Genomic DNA, 17,108 nt, shown 5'->3' on the forward strand with positions numbered 1-17,108 from the left:
CTGTACCTCCGTTTCCCGAATTACCAGACGTAGGCGAGAACTTCTCCGCCTACGCCCTTCTTGGCGGCCTGCTTGTCGGTCAGGAGGCCGGACGACGTGGAGATGATCGCCACGCCGAGGCCACCGAGAACCTTGGGCAGGTTGGTGGACTTTGCGTAAACACGCAGACCCGGCTTGCTGATGCGCTTGATGCCGGCGATGGAGCGCTCACGGTTGGGGCCGAACTTGAGCTCGATGGTCAGCTTCTTGCCGACCTCGCCCTCAGCGGGCTCCTCAACCTTGTAGGAGGAGATGTACCCCTCCTGCTGCAGGATCTCGGCGACGTGCGCCTTGATCTTGCTCGACGGCATCGCGACAGAGTCGTGGTACGCCGAGTTCGCGTTACGCAGACGCGTGAGCATGTCTGCGATGGGGTCGGTCATGGTCATGATGGCCTCAGGCCTCTCTCGCCGTGGTTTCTCCGCACCAGGTCCCCCCACCGCACTCGGATCGAGTGCGTCAGGGGCACAAGCGCAGGGGACCTACGACGTAGTAAGACTGGGTGCGAGCCCTTCCTTAGAAGGGCCACGGACATCCATGGGGAAGCCGCGGCAGGGGGCCCGACCCCACAACCTTACGGGAATCCGTACGGGAGCCCAAAACGGGCCGATGTGGGATCGGGCACCTCTGCGTCGCTGGCGTTGCCTAAAGCTCTGGCTGTCTTCTGAAGAAGAAGGACTACCAGGAGCTCTTGGTCACGCCCGGCAGCTCGCCGCGGTGCGCCATCTCACGAAGGCAGACACGGCACAGGCCGAACTTGCGGTACACCGAGTGCGGACGGCCGCAGCGCTGGCACCGGGTGTAGGCCCGGACGCCGAACTTCGGCTTGCGCTCGGACTTCGCGATGAGGGACTTCTTCGCCATTGGCTCACGCCTCCTTGAACGGGAAGCCCAGAGCGCGCAGGAGCGCCCGGCCCTCGTCGTCGGTCTGAGCGGTGGTCACGACGGTGATGTCCATACCGCGCTGACGGTCGACCTTGTCCTGGTCGATCTCGTGGAACATAACCTGCTCGGTCAGACCGAACGTGTAGTTGCCACGGCCGTCGAACTGCTTCGGGGAGAGGCCACGGAAGTCACGGATGCGCGGCAGGGCCAGCGACACCAGACGGTCCAGGAACTCCCACATGCGGTCACCGCGAAGGGTGACGTGGGTGCCGATCGGCTGGCCCTCGCGCAGCTTGAACTGCGCGATGGACTTACGAGCCTTGGTCACGGCCGGCTTCTGACCGGTGATCGCGGTCAGGTCGCGGATCGCGCCCTCGATCAGCTTGCTGTCACGGGCGGCCTCGCCGACACCCATGTTGACCACGACCTTGACCAGGCCGGGGATCAGCATGACGTTCTCGTACGAGAACTGCTCCTGCAGCTGGCCCTTGATCTCGGAGTTGTAACGCTCCTTGAGGCGGGGGGCCACCTTCTCAACAGTCGTCTCAGACATCAGATGTCCTCACCGGTCCGCTTGGCAACGCGGATCTTGTTGCCCTGGTCGTCGAAGCGGTAACCGACGCGGGTGACGACCTTCTTGCCGTCCTTCTCCACGACCAGCTGGACGTTGGAGACGTGCACCGGGGCCTCGACGGTCACGATGCCACCCTGGGTACCCGGACCCGGCTTGGTGTGCTTCTTGACCCGGTTGACACCCTCGACCAGGACCTTGTTCTCAGCCGGCATGGCCTGGATGACCTTGCCCTGCTTGCCCTTGTCCTTGCCGGTGATGACCTGGACCAGGTCACCCTTCTTGATCTTCATGCTGTTCGCCATGGGTTAGAGCACCTCCGGCGCCAGCGAGATGATCTTCATGAACTTCTTGTCGCGCAGCTCGCGGCCGACCGGGCCGAAGATGCGGGTGCCACGGGGGTCACCCTCGGTGTTCTTCAGCACGACAGCGGCGTTCTCGTCGAAGCGGATGTACGAGCCATCCGGACGACGACGCTCCTTCACGGTGCGGACGACGACGCACTTGACGACGTCACCCTTCTTCACCGAACCACCGGGGATCGCGTCCTTGACGGTCGCGACGATGACGTCCCCGATACCGGCGTAGCGGCGACCGGAGCCACCGAGAACACGGATGCAAAGGATCTCCTTGGCACCAGTGTTGTCGGCAACACGCAGTCGCGACTCCTGCTGGATCACAGCTTTCTCCTGATCGTCAACGAGAGTCGACGGGCCGGCCGCTGCTCACACCGGCGTCCCAGGGGGACCCGGTGCACATACGGCCGTACCTCATCGGCTTCGTTACTTGGCCTTCTCGAGGATCTCGACGACGCGCCAGCGCTTGGACGCGGACAGCGGGCGGGTCTCCGCGAGGAGGACCCGGTCGCCGACGCCGCAAGCGTTCTGCTCGTCGTGCGCCTTCAGCTTGTTCGTACGGCGGATGACCTTGCCGTACAGAGCGTGCTTGACGCGGTCCTCGACGGCGACGACGACGGTCTTGTCCATCTTGTCGCTGACGACGAGACCCTCACGGGTCTTGCGGAAACCGCGCGTCTCGTTGGTGTTCTCAGTCATCAGGCGTTCTCCACCGTCTCGATGCCCAGCTCGCGCTCGCGCATCAGGGTGTAGATCCGCGCGATGTCCTTGCGGACGAGCTTGAGCCGTCCGTGGTTGTCGAGCTGCCCGGTCGCCGCCTGGAAGCGGAGGTTGAACAGCTCCTCCTTGGCCTCGCGCAGCTTGGCAACGAGACCCTCGTTGTCCAGCGAGCGAAGCTCAGCAGCCTTGGTAGCGGCCGACATCAGCTCTCACCGTCCTCGCGCCGGACGATCCGGCACTTCATCGGCAGCTTGTGCGCGGCGCGGGTGAGCGCCTCGCGAGCAACCTTCTCGTTCGGGTACGACAGCTCGAACATGACCCGACCCGGGTGCACGTTCGCGATCCACCACTCCGGCGAACCCTTACCGGAACCCATGCGGGTCTCGGCCGGCTTCTTGGTGAGCGGGCGGTCCGGGTAGATGTTGATCCAGACCTTGCCGCCACGACGGATGTGACGGGTGATCGCGATACGAGCGGACTCGATCTGACGGTTCGTCACGTAGGCCGGGGTCACGGCCTGGATGCCGAACTGGCCGAACGCCAGCTCGGTGCCACCCTTGGAGGCGCCACGGCGCTTCGGGTGGTGCTGCTTGCGGTGCTTGACCCGACGGGGGATCAGCATTTGGGTCAGGCCTCCGTTCCGGTGTTCTCAGCAGCCGGAGCCTCGACGGCCGCGGCCGCGGGGGCCTCGGCAGCGGCGGGACGACGGCCACGGCCACCGCGCTCGCCACCACGGCGCTCGCCACCGCGGGCGGGACGACCACCCTCGGGACGGGCCGGGCGGTTGCCCGAGCGGGCAGCGGCGTTCTCAGCGCGGACCTCGGCGATGTTCTTGACGTCGCCCTTGTAGATCCAGACCTTCACGCCGATGCGGCCGAAGGTGGTCTTGGCCTCGAAGAAGCCGTAGTCGACGTTCGCACGGAGGGTGTGCAGCGGCACGCGACCCTCGCGGTAGAACTCCGAACGGCTCATCTCGGCGCCGCCGAGACGACCGGAGCACTGGACCTTGATGCCCTTGGCGCCGGACTTCATGGTGCCCTGCATCGACTTGCGCATGGCACGGCGGAAGGAGACGCGGGAGGACAGCTGCTCCGCGACGCCCTGAGCCACGAGCTGGGCGTCCAGCTCGGGGTTCTTGACCTCGAGGATGTTCAGCTGGACCTGCTTGCCGGTCAGCTTCTCGAGGTCGCCGCGGATGCGGTCGGCCTCGGTGCCACGGCGACCGATGACGATGCCGGGGCGGGCGGTGTGGATGTCGACGCGGACGCGGTCGCGGGTGCGCTCGATCTCGACCTTGGAGATGCCGGCGCGCTCCATGCCCTTCGTCATCATGCGACGAATGGCGACGTCTTCCTTGACGTAGTCCTTGTACAGCTTGTCGGCGTACCAGCGGGACTTGAAGTCCGTGCTGATGCCGAGGCGGAACCCGTGCGGGTTAACCTTCTGGCCCATTACCGGGTCCCTTCCTTGCTGCTGACGACCACGGTGATGTGGCTGGTCCGCTTGCGGATCCGGTAGGCGCGGCCCTGGGCACGCGGACGGAACCGCTTCAGGGTCGGGCCCTCGTCAACGTACGCCTCGGAGATGTAGAGGTCGTCCACGTTGGAGTGGTTGTAGTTATGCGCGGCGTTGGCAATGGCGCTGTCGAGCACCTTGCCGACCGGCACGGTGGCGGCCTGCGGAGCGAAACGCAGGACGGCCTGGGCCTCCGTGGCATTCATGCCACGGATGAGGTCCACCACGCGGCGGGCCTTCATGGGCGTCACGCGGATGTACCGCGCCTGAGCCCTGGCTTCCATGGTTGTCCCCTTAATGGAGTAAGTCATTGAGTCTGTTTGGCGCGCAAGCTCAGGCTTAGCGGCGCTTCGACTTCCGGTCTTCCTTCACGTGGCCACGGAAGGTGCGGGTCGGAGCGAACTCGCCGAGCTTGTGGCCGACCATCGACTCGGTGACGAACACCGGGACGTGCTTACGGCCATCGTGAACCGCGATCGTGTGGCCGAGCATGCTCGGGGAGATCACGGAACGACGGGACCAGGTCTTGATGACGTTCTGGGTACCCGCCTCGTTCTGAACGTCCACCTTCTTGATGAGGTGGCCGTCGATGAAGGGGCCCTTCTTAAGACTGCGCGGCATCTGACCTGCTCCTAGCGCTTCTTGTTGGTCTTGCGGCGGCGCACGATGAGCTTGTCCGACGCCTTGTTCGGGCGACGGGTGCGGCCCTCGGGCTTACCCCACGGCGAGACCGGGTGGCGACCACCGGAGGTCTTACCCTCACCACCACCGTGCGGGTGGTCGATCGGGTTCATGGCGACACCACGCACGGTCGGGCGGACGCCCTTCCAGCGCATGCGGCCGGCCTTGCCCCAGTTGATGTTCGACTGCTCGGCGTTGCCGACCTCGCCGACGGTGGCGCGGCAGCGCGCGTCGACCAGGCGGATCTCACCGGAGGGCATGCGCAGGTGCGCCATCTTGCCCTCACGCGCCAGCAGCTGGATGCCGGAACCCGCGGAGCGGGCCAGCTTGGCACCGCCGCCGGGACGCAGCTCCACCGCGTGGATGGTGGTACCGACCGGGATGTTGCGCAGCGGCAGGTTGTTGCCGGGCTTGATGTCGGCGCCGGGGCCGTTCTCAATCCGGTCGCCCTGCGCGATGCCGCGCGGCGCGATGATGTAGCGCTTCTCGCCGTCCGCGTAGTGCAGGAGCGCGATGCGCGCGGTGCGGTTCGGGTCGTACTCGATGTGCGCGACCTTGGCCGGCACGCCGTCCTTGTCGTGACGACGGAAGTCGATCACGCGGTAGGCGCGCTTGTGACCGCCACCCTGGTGGCGAGCGGTAACACGACCGGCGTTGTTGCGGCCGCCCTTGCTGTGCAGCGGGCGAACCAGCGACTTCTCCGGGGTGGACCGCGTGATTTCTACGAAGTCGGCCACGCTGGAGCCACGACGGCCCGGCGTAGTCGGCTTGTACTTGCGGATGCCCATTTGGCTCTCTCGTCCTCGTCCTAATCGACGATCACGATCTCCCTATTCAGGAGACCGGACCACCGAAGATGTCGATGCGGTTGCCCTCGGCCAGCGTCACGATGGCGCGCTTGGTGTCCTTGCGCTTGCCAAAGCCCGTCTTGGAGCGCTTGCGCTTGCCCTGACGGTTGATCGTGTTGACAGCCTCGACCTTGACCGAGAAGACCGCCTCGACGGCCTGCTTGATCTGGGTCTTGTTGGCGCCCGGCGACACGATGAACGTGTACTTGTTCTCGTCGAGGAGCGAGTAGCTCTTCTCCGAGATGACCGGCTTCACCAGGACGTCACGGGGGTCCGTGAACGTCTTGCTCGTAACGTCGCTCATCAGGCGGCGCTCCCTTCGAGCTCGCCCTCAGCGGCAACGGCCTTGGCGGACGCGGCCGGACCGGCCACGAAACGCTCGAAGGCGGCCTGGGTGAAGACCACATCGTCGGAGACGAGCACGTCGTAGGTGTTCAGCTGACCGGCGTCCAGGATGTGCACGTTCGGCAGGTTGCGAGCGGACTTGAGGCCCAGCTCGTCCGAGCGCTCGACGACCAGGAGGACGTTCTTGCGGTCGGTGATCTTGCCGAACAGGCTCTTGGCGGCCTTGGTCGACGGCGCCTCGGTCGCGGTCACGTCGGTGATGACGTGGATGCGGTTGTGGCGGGCCCGGTCGGTGAGCGCACCGCGCAGCGCGGCGGCGATCATCTTCTTCGGGGTCCGCTGCGAGTAGTCGCGCGGCACGGGACCGTGCACGACGCCACCGCCGGCGAACTGCGGCGCACGGGTCGAGCCCTGACGGGCGCGGCCGGTGCCCTTCTGGCGGTACGGCTTCTTGCCGCCACCGCGGACCTCGCCACGAGTCTTGGTCTTGTGGGTGCCCTGACGGGCCGCAGCGAGCTGCGCCACGACGACCTGGTGCATCAGCGGAACGCTGACCTTCGCGTCGAAGATCTCGGCCGGCAGCTCGAGGCTGCCGGTCTTGTCGCCAGCCGGCGACAGGATGTCAATGGTGCTCATTTCCTCACAGCCCCTTCGCCGCGGTGCGGACGAGGACGAGGCCGCCGTTCGGGCCCGGGACGGCGCCCTTGATGAGCAGCAGACCCTTCTCCGCGTCGACCGCGTGCACGGTCAGGTTCTGGGTCGTGACACGCTCGTGGCCCATCCGACCAGCCATGCGCAGGCCCTTGAACACGCGGCCCGGGGTGGCGCAGCCACCGATGGAACCGGGCGAGCGGTGCTTGCGCTGGGTGCCGTGACCGGCGCCGAGACCACGGAAGTTGTGGCGCTTCATGACACCGGCGAAGCCCTTGCCCTTGGAGGTGCCGGTCACGTCGACCTTGACACCCGCCTCGAACAGCTCGGCGGTGATCTCCTGGCCCAGGGTGTACTCGGACGCGTCCGAGGTACGCAGCTCGACCAGGTGACGGCGCGGGGTGACACCGGCCTTGGCGAAGTGGCCCGCGAGGGGCTTGTTCACCTTGCGGGGGTCGATCTCGCCGAAGCCGATCTGGACGGCGTCGTAGCCGGCCGGGCTGTCGGCGGTGTGGACCTGGGTCACGACATTCGGCCCGGCCTTGACGACGGTCACCGGGACGATCCGGTTGTTCTCGTCCCAGACCTGGGTCATGCCGAGCTTCTCGCCCAGGATGCCCTTAATCTGCTTAGCCATCTTCGGTGCGCCTCTCAGAGCTTGATCTCGATGTCGACGCCCGCCGGCAGGTCGAGACGCATGAGCGAGTCAACCGTCTTCGGCGTGGGGTCGAGGATGTCGATCAGACGCTTGTGAGTACGCATCTCGAAGTGCTCGCGCGAGTCCTTGTACTTGTGCGGCGAGCGGATGACGCAGTACACGTTCTTCTCAGTGGGCAGCGGCACCGGGCCTGCGACCTGCGCACCAGTACGGATCACCGTCTCGACGATCTTCTTCGCCGAAGAGTCGATGACCTCGTGGTCGTAGGCCTTGAGCCGGATGCGGATCTTCTGTCCCGCCATGGCTACTCAGTAGTCCTTTGTCCTTAGTTGCTGCACGACTCCCCCTCCGACCCCCGCGCTCGGGCGTGTCGCACTCGCGCTTGCAAAAAACCGGCGAAGAACTCGTCGGTTTCGAACTTTCGGGGTGAGGGGCAGCCGGGCCGAGACCCCGCTCACGCTTCCCGGAAGATTCCCGTACTTTCGCCCCGCAGCTGCCGTGGCGTAGAACTCACGCTTGACGGCCATCACGGGAACGACGAGTACATGGGACTCGCTTCCAGTCCTCCCGGCGGGAGGCGCGCAGCATCGGCACTCAACCGAGCAACTTGGACATACTGCCACATGGAGCAGCACGAATGCCAATCGGGGCCGGTGAGGTCCACCTCACCGGCCCCGATCGTCACCCGTTGGGGATCAGCCCTTCGGCGGGCGGCCGCACACGATGTCGTACTCCTTGGAGGTCGTGTTGGCGCAGTAGAGCTTCACCTGGTCCGGCCCGAAGGTGTACTCGGACAGGTTCATGTTGATCGGGTTGCAGGCCTGCTTCCCGTTGTACGGCGAGTACTTGGGGCACTTGCCGTTGTCCAGCTGCTGCAGGTGGGCGCGCAGCGCGTCCAGGCCCATGTCCTCGACGCCCGGGTTGGTGGACGGCATGAAGCGGTTGGCCGACCACGAGCCGCCCATGGTGGCGAACAGGGCGATCGCGCAGATCAGGCCGGCGGCCAGCTGGGACAGCGCGCGCGGCGAGATCCGGGCGGCGCGGGCCGGGGCGACCTCCTCCAGCGTGCCGCGGATCCAGCCGAAGACGCGCTCGTAGGTGAGCATCACGCCGAGGACGGCCAGGATGATCAGGCAGTAGAAGATGATCCAGGTGGTGCGCGGGTACAGCTGGACGGCCTGGGTGTGCTCCATGTGGGAGGCGAACCAGAAGCGCAGCAGCCAGGCGCCGGCGAGCACGAAGCCCGCGGTGCGCACCACGACGGTGCGCAGGCCAAGGCCGACGCCGATGCCCACGCCCAGGAGCAGCAGGACGCCGAAGCCGGTCTGGCCGGCCAGCTCGCCCGACACCGGGAAGTCGTGGTAGGTCAGGTCGCCGGCGCGGTCGGACGCCCAGCCCATGACGTACGCCGGGTCGATGTAGGTGTTGATGTACGCGTAGCGGTCCATCGTCGTGGCGCCCAGGCGGACCAGCTGGTAGAGCAGCGGCGCGCCGATCACGGCGGCGGTGACCAGCAGGACGCCGAGGTAGACGACGGCGCGCTTGATCGCGAGCCGTCCCCGGCGCCACGGGAACAGCATCAGGGCGAGGACGAACGAGCCCGGCGCCGCCCACAGGTACCAGCCCGAGTACCAGAGGAACATCACGCCGAACGCGGCGCCGAAGCCGAGGCCGCGCAGCACCGCGGAGCGCACCGAGAGCTCGTCGGCGCGGCGGATCTCACGGAAGCAGGCGGCCAGCAGTGGCAGCAGCACCAGCATGGAGCCGTGGCTGTACGGGCGGATCGGGTCGAGGAAGACGATCGAGGTCGGCACCGCGACGGCCATCGCCCAGAACGGTCGCAGCAGCATCCGCCACGAGAGGTAGGCCATCGGCCCGACCAGCGCGCTGAGGATCAGCTGCAGGTCCTTGAGGGCGTGGCCCACTCCGGGGATGCCGTTGTGGAAGAGCTTGGCCCAGACCGCTAGCAGTGCGGGGAACAGCGGGGGGTAGACCCCCGGCAGGCCCTTGCCGCGCATCATGTCGTTGGCCATGCCCATGAGGTTGCCGGGGTCGCCCTCCTGGCCGCCCAGGCCCCACGGGGTGCCGTGCAGCGCGACCACGATGCCGCCGGCGACGACACCGGTGCCGAGGCCCGCGACGGCCGCGCAGGCCAGGCGCTGCGCGACCTGGTAGTAGCGCAGGGTGCCGCGGTAGGCGAGGAACAGCAGCACCGCGAGGACGGGGATGCCGAGCAGCGCCGCGTACTGCTGGATCTTGGCGAGGCCGCTGACCTGACCGATCCGGGTGATGGGATTGACGCTGATGTGGGTGCAGAGCAGCATGAACCCGAGGGCGACGACGACGCTGACCACGCCCTCCCCCAGCGGGAGGAACCAGCGCTTCTCCGTCCAGCGCTCGAAGCGGCCGCCCGCCCGGGCCGTCGACGTCCCGCCGGACGACGCGCCTCTGGCGCCGCCGGGCGTGCTGGAGGGGGCGCCGACGACGTCCGGTGCCAAATCCGTCATGTCCATTCGCTTCCGTGAAGCGGCACTCTGCCGCGGGTCGGGCCGGCTCGGCGGGCCAGCGGGGTCGGCGGGCGCCGCCGGGGGCACCCGGTCGCCACGGAACGTCCCCGGAAAGCCGACGGGACGTCCACTCCCGACACGCTAGCAAGCCGATGCCGGGCCCCACCCCTCGGTCACGGGGTACCGGGCCCGGCGGTCACGCGACGTGATCAGCTGCGGCCGGCGAGTTCGCGGCGCGGTGCCGCGGCCTTCTTGGTGGCCGGCTGGATCAGCTTGAGGTGCTTGGGCATCCGGCGGATCATCGCCAGCAGCAGGACCAGGCCGGCCCGGGCGAGGTAGATCGTCGCCTTGATCGGGGAGGCGCTGGGCGTGCCGGTGGTCCGCTCGCGCATCGCGACCGGCACCTGGCGGATCACGAAGCCGCAGCGCGCGGCGCCGACCATGCTCTCGATCGTGTCGCCCAGGTACTCGACCGGGTACCACTGGGAGAAGAACTCGATCATCGGCTTGTTGCAGGCCTTGAAGCCCGAGGTGGTGTCGGTGAGCCGCGTGCGGGCGACCCGGGACAGCACCACGGAGAGCAGCTTCATCGCCCAGGAGCGCGGGCCGCGCACCTTGTACGAGCCCTCGCCGGCGAAGCGGGCGCCGATGACGAGGTCCGCCTCGTCCAGCTTGGCGATCAGCGTCGGCACGTACGACGGGTCGTGCTGGCCGTCGGCGTCGCACTGCAGCGCGATGTCGTAGTCGTGCAGGTGCGCGTAGCGGTAGCCGAAGCGCATCGCGCCGCCGACGCCCAGGTTGTAGGGCAGCTGGGCGACCTTGGAGCCGTGCGCGGCGGCGACGGCCGCGGTGTCGTCCACCGAGCCGTCGTCGACGACCAGGGTGTCGACGCCGGGCAGCTTCTGCTGGATCTCCCGGAGGATCTTGGGCAGCCCCTCGGCCTCGTTCCAGGCCGGGAGGATGATCAGTACCCGCTTGCCGTCGATCATGCCGTCACCCCGGGGTCGTTCGCCTTGGCGGCGTCGTTGTTGCTGCGCGCGATCGGGTAGTCGTGGTGCTCGGCCAGGTAGGCGCGCATCATCGCGACGTCCTCGGCCAGCGTGCGGGTCTCGGCCTCCAGCCGGGAGGCCTCCCAGCTCAGGTGCAGCGAGACCAGCAGCACCAGGATGAAGCCCGCGAACAGGACCAGGCTGACGCCCGAGGCGATGCCGAGGCGGCGGGCGGTGGAGTCCAGGATCGTGGGGAAGAACCCGAGCGGCGCGACGACGACGCCGATCGCGAGCCAGATCGCCGCGTACTTCTCCCGGAGCTGCTGTCGGCGCAGCAGCTCCAGGATGTAGACGAGCACCAGCACGCCGGTGATCGAAGTGATGACGGTGAGATGCACGACGGGGAGCGCCTTTCAGCGGCTGTGTGGCGTGGCCAGGGCAATGACAGTTTAAAAGGCGTGGCGGAACGGACTGCCGCCGCCGGTTGTACGGGGCCCGCGCAGATGGTGTCAGACTTCTGACGACTGGCGCGCCGCCATGGTTGCACCCGGCTCCGCGGCGACCGCGGCCGGAGCCGTCAGGGACCGGGCGAGCGCCCACAGCATGGCAGCAGCACTCACGGCGGCACCAGCCAGGTAGGCCAGTTCGACGCGGGTCGCGATCGCCCCCGGCACCGCGGTGACGGCGACCAGCACCACCGTGCCGGCCAGCCAGGACAGCAGCTGCCGCTGGTGGCGGCCGAGCGAGAGCAGCGCCTGCCCGAAGACGGTCGCGAGCATGTAGCACAGCGTGCCGAGCGACAGCCACAGGAAGTCGGCCGAACCCAGGACGTCCTGCGCCTTGAAGAACAGGCGGATGGCCCACGGGCCGAGGATCACCGTCGGCACACCGGCCGCGGTGCACATCAGCGCGACGATGCCGCCGGTGCGCAGCAGGACCTTGCGGAACTCCGCGTGGTTGCCGGCCGCCGCGGCGCCGGACAGCGAGGAGACCAGCGAGGCCTGGATGGCCGCGTACGCGAAGAGCGGCACCCGGGCCAGCACCACCGCGTTGAGCAGTGCGGCGATCAGCGCCTTGGAGGACGGCGAGAGCACGCCCACGCTCACCACCGCGGCGTTGACCATGAGCTGCGCGAGCAGCGTGGAGCCGGTCAGCAGGCCGAGCCCGGTGGCGACGTCGCGCCAGGCCGGGGCCGGGCCGCCGCGGCGGTCGGCGAGCACCGAGCGCATCCCGATCACCGAGGCGGCGAGCGGCGCCACGACGAGGATCAGGCTGAACGCGAACGCCGAGTGCACGCCGAACAGCGGGATCAGCGCGGCCAGGCCGATCCGCAGACCGCCGTCGACGCCCAGCTGGAGGCCGTAGGAGCCGAAGCGGCCGAGGCCCGCCAGCGCGCCGCGGGCCACCGAGCTGACGGCCAGGCCGATCAGGGCGCCGCCCATGCCGGCCACCAGGCCGATGTCGCCGGAGAAGAAGCGGTCCGCGATCGGGCGGGCGGCCGCCGCGACGCCGGCCAGCACGACGGCCAACACCGCGGCGGTGGCCAGCAGCACCCGGCGGATGGCCGGGCCCGGGCCGTGGCCGGCCACGTCGCGGGCGGCCACCAGCCGGTTGAGCTCCAGCTCCACCGGCGAGAACAGGCCGTACCCGACCGACATGACCAGCGTCCACAGCATGGAGACGCCGGCGACCTGCGTGGTGTCCAGGCCGTGCCCGGCGAGCGCCAGGAAGATGTACGAGGAGGCACCGAGCACGACGGTGCCCCCCGCGACGAGCCGCACGCCGGGGGGCAGCGCCCCCAGCAGCCTGGCCACCGGGTTCGTCATCGCAGTGCGGCCTTGGCCTTCAGCGGCTCCCACCAGGCGCGGTTGTCGCGGTACCAGGCGATGGTGGCCGCGAGGCCGTCCTCGAAGCGGACCTGCGGGGCGTAGCCGAGCTCCTCGCTGATCTTGGTGATGTCCAGCGAGTAGCGCAGGTCGTGGCCCTTGCGGTCGGCGACCGGCTCCACGGACGACCAGTCGGCGCCGGCCGCCTGGAGCAGCAGCTCGGTGAGCTCCTTGTTGGTCAGCTCGGTGCCGCCGCCGATGTTGTAGACCTCGCCGGCGCGGCCCTTGCGCATGGCGAGCTCGATGCCGCGGCAGTGGTCGGAGACGTGCAGCCAGTCGCGGATGTTGCCGCCGGTGCCGTACAGCGGCACCTTCTTGCCGTCCAGCAGGTTCGTGGTGAACAGCGGGATGACCTTCTCCGGGAACTGGTAGTGCCCGTAGTTGTTGGAGCAGCGGGTGACCACCACGTCCATGCCGTGGGTGCGGTGGTAGGCCAGCGCCAGCAGGTCGGACCCGGCCTTGGAGGCGGAGTACGGCGAGTTCGGGGCGAGCGGCCACTCCTCGGTCCACGAGCCCTCGGAGATCGAGCCGTACACCTCGTCGGTGGAGACGTGGACGAAGCGGGCGACGCCGTGCTTGCGGGCCGAGTCCAGCAGCACCTGGGTGCCGAGGACGTTGGTCACCACGAACGGGCCCGCGCCCTCGATCGAGCGGTCGACGTGCGACTCGGCCGCGAAGTGCACGACCACGTCGTGTCCGGGCATCACCTGGTCGACGGCGTCGGCGTCGCAGATGTCGCCGCGCACGAAGGCGTAGCCGCTGTGGTCGGCGACCGGGGCCAGGTTGGCCTCGACGCCCGAGTAGGTGAGCTTGTCGAAGACGGTGATCTGATCCGTTGCGTCGGCGCCGAGCAGCTGGCGGACGAACTCTGAACCGATGAAGCCGGCGCCGCCGGTGACGAGGATGCGCATAGTGCGGGCAGTCTACCGGGGCGAATCGAACCCGAGGCCCCGGGCCGACGGGGGCTTCCGAAGCGCCCCCGGACCTCACATAAGCTGCGTGGCATGCGTGGAATCCTCTTGGCCGGCGGCACCGGCTCCCGACTCTGGCCGCTGACCCGGGCTGTCTCGAAGCAGCTCCTCCCGGTCTTCGACAAGCCGATGATCTACTACCCGCTGTCGACCCTGGTCATGGCGGGGATCAGCGAGATCCTGATCATTACCACCCCCCAGGACCAGGAGCAGTTCCAGCGTCTGCTCGGCGACGGCTCCCAGTTCGGCCTGAAGCTGGAGTACGCCGTCCAGGAGAAGCCCGAGGGCATCGCCCAGGCCTTCGTCCTCGGCGCCGACTTCATCGGCGACGAGCCGGTCGCGCTGATCCTGGGCGACAACATCTTCCACGGCAGCGGCCTCGGCACCCGCCTCGCCCAGCGCACCGACCCCAAGGGCGGCATGGTCTTCGCCTACCCGGTCGCCGACCCGACCGCCTACGGCGTCGTCGAGTTCGACGACCACGGCCAGGTCATCTCCATCGAGGAGAAGCCGGACGCCCCGAAGTCCCGCTACGCCGTGCCCGGCCTCTACTTCTACGACAACCGCGTCGTGGAGATCTCCCGCGACCTGACCCCGAGCGCCCGCGGCGAGCTGGAGATCACGGCCGTCAACGAGGAGTACCTCAAGCTCGGCGAACTGCACGTCACCGTCCTCGACCGCGGCACCGCCTGGCTTGACACCGGCACGTTCGTCTCGATGGTCCAGGCCTCGGAGTTCGTCCGGGTCATCGAGGAGCGCCAGGGCTTCAAGATCGGCTGCATCGAGGAGGCCGCCTGGCGGGCCGGCCTGATCGACGCCGGGCAGCTGCGCGAGCTGGCCGAGCCGCTGCGCAAGAGCGGCTACGGCGACTACCTGATCGCGCTGCTCGACGAGGAGGCGGCCAAGTGAAGTTCCGCGAGCTGTCCATCCCCGGCGCCTTCGAGGTCACCCCGCAGCAGCACGGCGACCCGCGCGGCCTGTTCATGGAGTGGTACCGCTTCGACCGCCTGGAGGAGGTCGTCGGCCACCCGCTGCGGCTCGCGCAGGGCAACCTGTCGGTGTCCGCCAAGGACGTCGTGCGCGGCATCCACTTCGCCGACGTCCCGCCCGGCCAGGCCAAGTACGTCAGCTGCGTGCGCGGCGCCGTCCTGGACGTCGTCGTCGACCTGCGGGTGGGCTCCCCCGCCTTCGGGAAGTGGGAGTTCGTCCGCCTCGACGACGCCGAGCGCACGTCCGTCTACATCCCCGAGGGCGTCGGCCACGGCTTCTGCGCGCTGACCGACGACGCCACCCTGTCGTACGTCTGCTCCGAGACCTACAACCCGACCGGCGAGCACGCGGTGCACCCGCTCGACCCGGACCTCGGCATCGAGTGGCCCGCCGACGTCCCCCAGCTGTCGGCCCGCGACGCGGCAGCCCCCACGCTCGCCGAGGCGATCGCGAGCGGCCTGCTGCCGGACTACGAGCAGTGCCTGGCGTACACCGAGGGCCTGCGCACCAAGTGAACCGACCGGTGCCCGGACCGGCCGCCCGCGGCGGCCCCGGTCCGGGCATCGCCGTCGGCGGGGGCCTCGCGGGGGCTCAGTATGATGGGCCCGCCGCGGGGTCGTGCTCCCGCCCGCAGGCCCCGAACCCGACCACCGGATGTGCCTCCACCATGACCACTCTGGAAATCCTGCTTCCGTACTACGGCGACGTCGCACTGATGCAGGAGGCGGTCCGCAGCGTCCTGGCCCAGACCGACCCGGACTGGCGGCTGACCGTCGTGGACGACGGCAAGGAACCCGGCGTCCCGGAGTGGTTCGCGGAGCTCGGCGACCCGCGGGTGCGCTACTTCCGCAACGAGCAGAACCTCGGCGTCACCGGCAACTACCGCAAGTGCCTGGGCATGGCCGAGCACGAGCACATGGTGTTCATGGGCACCGACGACGTCATGCTGCCCAACTACGTGGCCACGATCCGCTCGATCCTCGCCCAGCACCCCGGCGTGGCGATGATCCAGCCCGGCGTCCAGGTCATCGGCAGCGACGGCCGGCCGAGCACCTCGCTCGCGGACGAGTCCAAGCGCCGCATCTACGCGCCCAAGGCACAGGGCCGCCTCCTGATGGGCGGCGAGGACCTCGCCGTCAGCCTGCTCAGGGGCAACTGGCTCTACTTCCCGTCCATCTGCTGGCGCACCGAGGCCGTGAAGACCACCGGCTTCCGCGACAACCTGGAGATCATCCAGGACCTCGCCCTGGTCATCGACCTCCTCCAGGCCGGCGAGCAGATGGTCATCGACGACGTCCTCGCCTTCCAGTACCGCCGGCACGCCGTCAGCATCTCCTCCTCGTCCGCGTTCAGCGGCACCCGCTTCACCGAGGCCCGGCGCTACTTCCTCGACGCCGCCGACCGCCTCGACGCGCAAGGCTGGTCGCGGGCGGCGCGTGCCTCCCGGCTCCACCTGTCCGCCCGCATCCACGCCCTCACCCTGGTCCCGGGCGCGATGCGCGCCGGCCAGTGGGACGGTGCGAAGGCCCTGCTGCGCAACGCCACCAGCACGGCCCGCCGTCCCCGCTGACCCACGAACCCTTGGAGTCCCCGCAATGACCGCTCCGCACACGGCACCGGCCCGGGTGGCCGTCCTCGGTGGCACCGGCTTCATCGGCCGGGTGCTCGGCGCCCGCCTCCTCGCGCAGGGCGCCGAGGTCGTCAGCCTCGCCCGCAAGGCCCCGGCCGAGCCGGCGCCCGGCCGCTTCGTCGCCTTCGACCTCGCGGGCGGCGACCCCGCCGAGCTCACCGCGCTGCTCGACCGCGAGCGCGTCGACACCGTCGTCAACGCGGCCGGCGGCATGTGGGGCCTGAACGACGAGCAGATGTACCAGGCCAACGTCGTCCTCACCGAGCGGCTGATCGAGGCCGTCGCCGCCATGGCCTCCCCCGCCCGCCTGGTCCACCTCGGCACCGTCCACGAGTACGGCATGGCCCCGGTGGGCACCAGCCAGCGCGAGAGCGACCCGGCCGCCCCGGTCATGGAGTACGGCAAGCTCAAGCTCGCCGCCACCGAGGCCGTCGTGCGCGCCGTCGAGGCCGGCCGGATCTCCGGCGTCGTGCTGCGGCTCGGCAACGTCGTCGGCGCCGGCCAGCCCGGCCACAGCCTGCTCGGCGTCATGGCCGCCAAGCTCGACGCCGCCCGCGCGGCCGGCGAGACCGCGCAGCTCTCGCTGCAGCCGCTCACCGCCCTGCGCGACTTCGTCGACCTCACCGACACCCTCGACGCCGTCCTGCTGGCCGCCGCCGACCGCTCGGCCCCGCCGGTCGTCAACGTCGGCACCGGCTCCGCCTCCACCGCCCGTCACCTGGTCGAGCTCCTGATCGAGGAGAGCGGCGTGCCCACCGAGATCACCGAGGTCCCGGCCCCCGAGGGCACCGGCCCGGAGACCGAGTGGCAGCAGCTCGACGTCACCGTCGCCCGCGACAGCCTCGGCTGGACCCCCCGCCGCACCC

General features: G+C 69.0%; 25 protein-coding genes. 4 read left to right on the top strand and 21 right to left on the bottom strand.

Going from position 1 to position 17,108, the window contains the following annotated elements:
- Positions 1 to 20: 20 nt before the first annotated feature.
- The 21 genes from rpsH to rfbB form a co-directional block, all read right to left on the bottom strand.
- Entirely contained in the window at positions 21 to 428 is a 408-nt protein-coding gene (gene rpsH / locus PUR71_RS16070) for a 30S ribosomal protein S8 (RefSeq protein ID WP_207810340.1), read from the bottom strand.
- A gap of 289 nt (positions 429 to 717) precedes the next feature.
- On the bottom strand, positions 718 to 903 hold the full coding sequence (locus PUR71_RS16075) for a type Z 30S ribosomal protein S14 (RefSeq protein WP_030055830.1): 186 nt from the start codon (positions 901 to 903) through the stop codon (positions 718 to 720).
- Between the two features lie 4 nt (positions 904 to 907).
- Positions 908 to 1,477 carry a 50S ribosomal protein L5 gene (rplE, locus tag PUR71_RS16080; RefSeq protein WP_030280779.1) on the bottom strand — a complete coding sequence of 190 codons (570 nt, stop codon included), beginning with the start codon at positions 1,475 to 1,477 and terminating at the stop codon, positions 908 to 910.
- A complete protein-coding gene (gene rplX / locus PUR71_RS16085) occupies positions 1,477 to 1,788 on the bottom strand; it encodes a 50S ribosomal protein L24 (RefSeq protein ID WP_030263484.1) in 312 nt (103 codons plus the stop codon). Before rplX ends, rplE begins: the two co-directional genes overlap by 1 nt.
- Positions 1,789 to 1,803: 15 nt before the next feature.
- Positions 1,804 to 2,175 carry a 50S ribosomal protein L14 gene (rplN, locus tag PUR71_RS16090; RefSeq protein ID WP_030232481.1) on the bottom strand — a complete coding sequence of 124 codons (372 nt, stop codon included), beginning with the start codon at positions 2,173 to 2,175 and terminating at the stop codon, positions 1,804 to 1,806.
- Positions 2,176 to 2,277: 102 nt separating this feature from the next.
- On the bottom strand, positions 2,278 to 2,550 hold the full coding sequence (rpsQ, locus tag PUR71_RS16095) for a 30S ribosomal protein S17 (RefSeq protein WP_153460991.1): 273 nt from the start codon (positions 2,548 to 2,550) through the stop codon (positions 2,278 to 2,280).
- Positions 2,550 to 2,774: a 50S ribosomal protein L29 gene (gene rpmC / locus PUR71_RS16100; protein WP_030232478.1), complete on the bottom strand. Its 225-nt coding sequence runs from the start codon at positions 2,772 to 2,774 to the stop codon at positions 2,550 to 2,552. Before rpmC ends, rpsQ begins: the two co-directional genes overlap by 1 nt.
- Positions 2,774 to 3,193: a 50S ribosomal protein L16 gene (gene rplP, locus PUR71_RS16105; protein WP_030300385.1), complete on the bottom strand. Its 420-nt coding sequence runs from the start codon at positions 3,191 to 3,193 to the stop codon at positions 2,774 to 2,776. The genes rpmC and rplP overlap by 1 nt, the downstream gene beginning before the upstream one ends.
- A gap of 5 nt (positions 3,194 to 3,198) precedes the next feature.
- Positions 3,199 to 4,023 (bottom strand): 30S ribosomal protein S3, encoded by an 825-nt coding sequence (gene rpsC, locus PUR71_RS16110; protein ID WP_030280775.1) that lies wholly within the window; start codon positions 4,021 to 4,023, stop codon positions 3,199 to 3,201.
- Positions 4,023 to 4,370 (bottom strand): 50S ribosomal protein L22, encoded by a 348-nt coding sequence (gene rplV / locus PUR71_RS16115; RefSeq protein ID WP_030280773.1) that lies wholly within the window; start codon positions 4,368 to 4,370, stop codon positions 4,023 to 4,025. The genes rpsC and rplV overlap by 1 nt, the downstream gene beginning before the upstream one ends.
- 55 nt (positions 4,371 to 4,425) lie before the next feature.
- A complete protein-coding gene (rpsS, locus tag PUR71_RS16120; protein ID WP_224273909.1) occupies positions 4,426 to 4,707 on the bottom strand; it encodes a 30S ribosomal protein S19 in 282 nt (93 codons plus the stop codon).
- Positions 4,708 to 4,718: 11 nt separating this feature from the next.
- On the bottom strand, positions 4,719 to 5,555 hold the full coding sequence (gene rplB / locus PUR71_RS16125; protein ID WP_329927663.1) for a 50S ribosomal protein L2: 837 nt from the start codon (positions 5,553 to 5,555) through the stop codon (positions 4,719 to 4,721).
- Between the two features lie 46 nt (positions 5,556 to 5,601).
- Positions 5,602 to 5,919, bottom strand: a complete 318-nt coding sequence (rplW, locus tag PUR71_RS16130; RefSeq protein WP_030280768.1) for a 50S ribosomal protein L23 — start codon at positions 5,917 to 5,919, stop codon at positions 5,602 to 5,604.
- Complete coding sequence (rplD, locus tag PUR71_RS16135; RefSeq protein WP_329927664.1) at positions 5,919 to 6,596, bottom strand: 50S ribosomal protein L4; 678 nt, start codon at positions 6,594 to 6,596, stop codon at positions 5,919 to 5,921. The genes rplW and rplD overlap by 1 nt, the downstream gene beginning before the upstream one ends.
- A 4-nt stretch (positions 6,597 to 6,600) precedes the next feature.
- Positions 6,601 to 7,248 (bottom strand): 50S ribosomal protein L3, encoded by a 648-nt coding sequence (gene rplC, locus PUR71_RS16140; RefSeq protein ID WP_329927665.1) that lies wholly within the window; start codon positions 7,246 to 7,248, stop codon positions 6,601 to 6,603.
- A 14-nt stretch (positions 7,249 to 7,262) separates the two neighbouring features.
- Positions 7,263 to 7,571, bottom strand: a complete 309-nt coding sequence (rpsJ, locus tag PUR71_RS16145) for a 30S ribosomal protein S10 (protein WP_012785157.1) — start codon at positions 7,569 to 7,571, stop codon at positions 7,263 to 7,265.
- A gap of 393 nt (positions 7,572 to 7,964) precedes the next feature.
- On the bottom strand, positions 7,965 to 9,776 hold the full coding sequence (locus PUR71_RS16150) for a hypothetical protein (RefSeq protein ID WP_329927666.1): 1,812 nt from the start codon (positions 9,774 to 9,776) through the stop codon (positions 7,965 to 7,967).
- A gap of 209 nt (positions 9,777 to 9,985) precedes the next feature.
- Positions 9,986 to 10,765 carry a glycosyltransferase family 2 protein gene (locus PUR71_RS16155; RefSeq protein WP_329927667.1) on the bottom strand — a complete coding sequence of 260 codons (780 nt, stop codon included), beginning with the start codon at positions 10,763 to 10,765 and terminating at the stop codon, positions 9,986 to 9,988.
- Entirely contained in the window at positions 10,762 to 11,163 is a 402-nt protein-coding gene (locus PUR71_RS16160; protein WP_329927668.1) for a DUF2304 domain-containing protein, read from the bottom strand. Before PUR71_RS16160 ends, PUR71_RS16155 begins: the two co-directional genes overlap by 4 nt.
- 111 nt (positions 11,164 to 11,274) lie before the next feature.
- Positions 11,275 to 12,591: a hypothetical protein gene (locus tag PUR71_RS16165; RefSeq protein WP_329927669.1), complete on the bottom strand. Its 1,317-nt coding sequence runs from the start codon at positions 12,589 to 12,591 to the stop codon at positions 11,275 to 11,277.
- A complete protein-coding gene (gene rfbB / locus PUR71_RS16170; protein ID WP_329927670.1) occupies positions 12,588 to 13,562 on the bottom strand; it encodes a dTDP-glucose 4,6-dehydratase in 975 nt (324 codons plus the stop codon). Before rfbB ends, PUR71_RS16165 begins: the two co-directional genes overlap by 4 nt.
- 93 nt (positions 13,563 to 13,655) lie before the next feature.
- On the opposite strand from rfbB, the gene rfbA reads away from it, so the two are divergent.
- From rfbA to PUR71_RS16190, 4 genes are all read left to right on the top strand, one after another.
- Positions 13,656 to 14,531, top strand: a complete 876-nt coding sequence (gene rfbA, locus PUR71_RS16175) for a glucose-1-phosphate thymidylyltransferase RfbA (protein WP_443077458.1) — start codon at positions 13,656 to 13,658, stop codon at positions 14,529 to 14,531.
- A complete protein-coding gene (gene rfbC, locus PUR71_RS16180; RefSeq protein WP_329927671.1) occupies positions 14,528 to 15,127 on the top strand; it encodes a dTDP-4-dehydrorhamnose 3,5-epimerase in 600 nt (199 codons plus the stop codon). The genes rfbA and rfbC overlap by 4 nt, the downstream gene beginning before the upstream one ends.
- Positions 15,128 to 15,279: 152 nt before the next feature.
- Complete coding sequence (locus PUR71_RS16185) at positions 15,280 to 16,182, top strand: glycosyltransferase family 2 protein (RefSeq protein ID WP_329927672.1); 903 nt, start codon at positions 15,280 to 15,282, stop codon at positions 16,180 to 16,182.
- Positions 16,183 to 16,207: 25 nt separating this feature from the next.
- The coding region (locus PUR71_RS16190; protein ID WP_329927673.1) for an NAD-dependent epimerase/dehydratase family protein at positions 16,208 to 17,108 on the top strand (901 nt) is incomplete at its 3' end.

It is taken from the genome of Streptomyces sp. SP17BM10 (genome assembly GCF_036322405.1).
GTDB lineage: Bacteria > Actinomycetota > Actinomycetes > Streptomycetales > Streptomycetaceae > Kitasatospora.

Excerpts from the sequence above, each read along its gene's own strand:
- rpsH (WP_207810340.1), bottom strand. The coding sequence starts at position 428 with ATGACCATGACCGACCCCATCGCAGACATGCTCACGCGTCTGCGTAAC.
- PUR71_RS16075 (WP_030055830.1), bottom strand. The coding sequence starts at position 903 with ATGGCGAAGAAGTCCCTCATCGCGAAGTCCGAGCGCAAGCCGAAGTTC.
- rplE (WP_030280779.1), bottom strand. The coding sequence starts at position 1,477 with ATGTCTGAGACGACTGTTGAGAAGGTGGCCCCCCGCCTCAAGGAGCGT.
- rplX (WP_030263484.1), bottom strand. The coding sequence starts at position 1,788 with ATGAAGATCAAGAAGGGTGACCTGGTCCAGGTCATCACCGGCAAGGAC.
- rpsQ (WP_153460991.1), bottom strand. The coding sequence starts at position 2,550 with ATGACTGAGAACACCAACGAGACGCGCGGTTTCCGCAAGACCCGTGAG.
- rpmC (WP_030232478.1), bottom strand. The coding sequence starts at position 2,774 with ATGTCGGCCGCTACCAAGGCTGCTGAGCTTCGCTCGCTGGACAACGAG.
- rplP (WP_030300385.1), bottom strand. The coding sequence starts at position 3,193 with ATGCTGATCCCCCGTCGGGTCAAGCACCGCAAGCAGCACCACCCGAAG.
- rpsC (WP_030280775.1), bottom strand. The coding sequence starts at position 4,023 with ATGGGCCAGAAGGTTAACCCGCACGGGTTCCGCCTCGGCATCAGCACG.
- rplV (WP_030280773.1), bottom strand. The coding sequence starts at position 4,370 with ATGGAAGCCAGGGCTCAGGCGCGGTACATCCGCGTGACGCCCATGAAG.
- rpsS (WP_224273909.1), bottom strand. The coding sequence starts at position 4,707 with ATGCCGCGCAGTCTTAAGAAGGGCCCCTTCATCGACGGCCACCTCATC.
- rplB (WP_329927663.1), bottom strand. The coding sequence starts at position 5,555 with ATGGGCATCCGCAAGTACAAGCCGACTACGCCGGGCCGTCGTGGCTCC.
- rplW (WP_030280768.1), bottom strand. The coding sequence starts at position 5,919 with ATGAGCGACGTTACGAGCAAGACGTTCACGGACCCCCGTGACGTCCTG.
- rplD (WP_329927664.1), bottom strand. The coding sequence starts at position 6,596 with ATGAGCACCATTGACATCCTGTCGCCGGCTGGCGACAAGACCGGCAGC.
- rplC (WP_329927665.1), bottom strand. The coding sequence starts at position 7,248 with ATGGCTAAGCAGATTAAGGGCATCCTGGGCGAGAAGCTCGGCATGACC.
- rpsJ (WP_012785157.1), bottom strand. The coding sequence starts at position 7,571 with ATGGCGGGACAGAAGATCCGCATCCGGCTCAAGGCCTACGACCACGAG.
- PUR71_RS16150 (WP_329927666.1), bottom strand. The coding sequence starts at position 9,776 with ATGACGGATTTGGCACCGGACGTCGTCGGCGCCCCCTCCAGCACGCCC.
- PUR71_RS16155 (WP_329927667.1), bottom strand. The coding sequence starts at position 10,765 with ATGATCGACGGCAAGCGGGTACTGATCATCCTCCCGGCCTGGAACGAG.
- PUR71_RS16165 (WP_329927669.1), bottom strand. The coding sequence starts at position 12,591 with ATGACGAACCCGGTGGCCAGGCTGCTGGGGGCGCTGCCCCCCGGCGTG.
- rfbB (WP_329927670.1), bottom strand. The coding sequence starts at position 13,562 with ATGCGCATCCTCGTCACCGGCGGCGCCGGCTTCATCGGTTCAGAGTTC.
- rfbA (WP_443077458.1), top strand. The coding sequence starts at position 13,656 with ATGCGTGGAATCCTCTTGGCCGGCGGCACCGGCTCCCGACTCTGGCCG.
- PUR71_RS16185 (WP_329927672.1), top strand. The coding sequence starts at position 15,280 with ATGACCACTCTGGAAATCCTGCTTCCGTACTACGGCGACGTCGCACTG.